Annotated in this window: 3 protein-coding genes; all 3 read left to right on the top strand. The window is 73.7% G+C overall.

Features of this window, described 5'->3' with window-relative positions:
* On the top strand, window positions 1-689 hold a 689-nt coding region (locus AB8Z36_RS38040), incomplete at its 5' end, for a LysR substrate-binding domain-containing protein (protein WP_369217937.1).
* 181 nt (window positions 690-870) lie between these two features.
* On the top strand, window positions 871-1,440 hold the full coding sequence (locus tag AB8Z36_RS38035; RefSeq protein WP_369217936.1) for a cysteine dioxygenase: 570 nt from the start codon (window positions 871-873) through the stop codon (window positions 1,438-1,440).
* A partial coding sequence (locus AB8Z36_RS38030) for a YeiH family protein (protein WP_369217935.1) occupies window positions 1,440-2,215 on the top strand: 776 nt, incomplete at its 3' end. The genes AB8Z36_RS38035 and AB8Z36_RS38030, both read left to right, overlap by 1 nt.

Genomic DNA, 2,215 nt, shown 5'->3' with positions numbered 1-2,215 from the left:
TGGACGACATCTCCGCGGCCCAGCAGCAGATGAACGCGATCACGCGGCTGCGCTCGGGCCGGGTGCGGGTCTGTGCCTTCCCCAGCGCCAACGCCACCCTCATCCCGGAGGCCCTGGCCAGGCTCGCCTCCGGCCACCCCGGGGTCCGCGTCGAGCTCCTTGAGGACGAGCCGCCGGAGTCGCTGCGGCGCGTGGTGCGTGGCGAGTGCGACATCACCCTCGCCTTCACCTATCCCGGGCTGCACGAAGAGGTGCCGGACGAGCTGGTGGAGATCCGGCTCATGGAGGACCAGCTCACCGTTCTGCTGCCCACCGGGCACCCCATGGCACGCCGCCGCTCGGTCAAGCTCGCCGAGCTGGCGGAGGAGCGGTGGATAGCCGGGTGCCCGCGTTGCCGGGCCAACTTCCTGCACGAGTGCGCAGAGCTGGGCTTCGCGCCCGAGATCGCCTTCACCACCGACGACAACCTCGTGGTGCAGAGCCTGGTCGCCGAGGGACTCGGCGTCGCGATGATGCCGGGGCTCGTCCTGAACTTCCTCTGCCACCGCAAGGTGACGGGGCGCGCCCTCGATCCCGCGTCCCGGCGCCAGGTGTCCGCGTACGTCCTCAAGGACCATCTGCGCATCCCCGCAACGGCCCTGGTCCTCGAAGAGCTGAAGACGGTGGCGGCCAACCGCGTCGGCTGCTGAGCGGCCGCTGAGCGCTTGTCGGGCGGGCGTTGGCGCCGGGATGCGTGTCGCCCGTGCGGCACCGGCGCGTCAGGGGTGCGTCACGGGTGCGTCACGGGTGCGTCAGCCATAAGCGGAAGTTGCGGGGATGCGAAACAACTGTCGTTGGACGTGATGGATCAGGCGGCGCGACGCTGCCCCTATGAGCACTCCGACCGCGTACCGGGCAGCCCGGACCACAGAGCGCCTCGACACCCTCGTCGCCGACGTCCGGGAGGCGGTCGGGCGCGGCCTGCCCCCCGACCTGACCGCGTACCTGGTCGGCGAGCGGCTCGCCCCGCACCTCGGGGCGGCCGACCTGCTCACCGGCGAGCAGCGCGAGGGCGACCCCGAGCGCTACCGCCAGCACGTCCTGCACGCCGAGCACGACGGCAGCTTCTCCGTCGTCGCCCTGGTCTGGCTGCCGGGGCAGCGGACCTCCGTCCACGACCATGTGTCGTGGTGCGTCACGGGCGTGCACGAGGGCGAGGAGCACGAGCGGCGCTACCGCCTCGTGCCCGCCGCAGGGGACGGCGGCACGGCCCGCCTCGTCGCCACCGAGGACGTCGTCAATCCGCAGGGCGCCGTCTGCGGCTTCGCGCCGCCCGGCGACATCCACCGGGTGTGGAACGCCTGCGGCACCCGCGCGATATCGATCCACATCTACGGCGCGGACATCGCCCGCCTCGGCAGCAGCGTCCGCCGGGTGTACGAACTGCCGGCCGACCGGTAATGGCGCTCCTCGGGGAACGCGCGAAGTCACCTGCGGCGGCGGCTCCCGCACATCTGCGCCGCCCGCACGGCAAGCTGCCGGGCCTCGGCCTCGCCGCCCTCGGGGTGGCCGTCGCCTGGGGCGTGCACCGGCTCGTGCCCGGCGTCCCGATGCTCACCGCCGCCGTGGTCCTCGGTGTGGTGGCCGCCCATCTGCCCGGCGCCGTCCACGCCTGGGTGCGCGGCCCCGGCAAGGCGGGGCTCAGCTTCGCGGGGAAGCGGCTGATGCGGGTCGGCATCGTGCTCCTCGGCCTGAAACTGAGCCTGGACGACGTGCTCGGGCTCGGCTGGGCCTCGGTCGTGATGGTGCTCTGCGTGGTCGCCGTCACCTTCTTCGGCACCTGGTGGCTCGGCCGCCGCATGGGCCTGCCCGGCGACCAGCCGCTGCTGATCGCCACCGGCTACTCGATCTGCGGCGCGTCCGCGATCGGCGCGGTCAGCGAGGTCTCCGAGAGCGACGAGCGGGACACCGCCACCTCGGTGGCCCTGGTGACCCTCTGCGGGACCCTCGCGATCGCCGTGCTCCCGCTGCTCCAGCACCCGCTGGGGCTCGGCGACGCGGAGTTCGGGCGCTGGGTCGGGGCGAGCGTGCACGACGTCGGGCAGGTCGTGGCGACCGCGCAGACCGCGGGCCCGGGGGCGCTCGGCGACGCGGTCCTGGTCAAGCTGATGCGGGTGGCGCTGCTCGCGCCGCTCGTCGCCGCGGTCGCCCTCTCGGTGCGGGCGCGGGCCAGGGC

This window comes from Streptomyces flavofungini (genome assembly GCF_041028215.1).
Lineage (GTDB): Bacteria > Actinomycetota > Actinomycetes > Streptomycetales > Streptomycetaceae > Streptomyces > Streptomyces flavofungini_B.
Note: the sequence above shows the minus strand (reverse complement) of the source record. Positions and strands in the feature narration are given on the sequence as shown.

Excerpts from the sequence above, each read along its gene's own strand:
- AB8Z36_RS38035 (WP_369217936.1), top strand. The coding sequence starts at position 871 with ATGAGCACTCCGACCGCGTACCGGGCAGCCCGGACCACAGAGCGCCTC.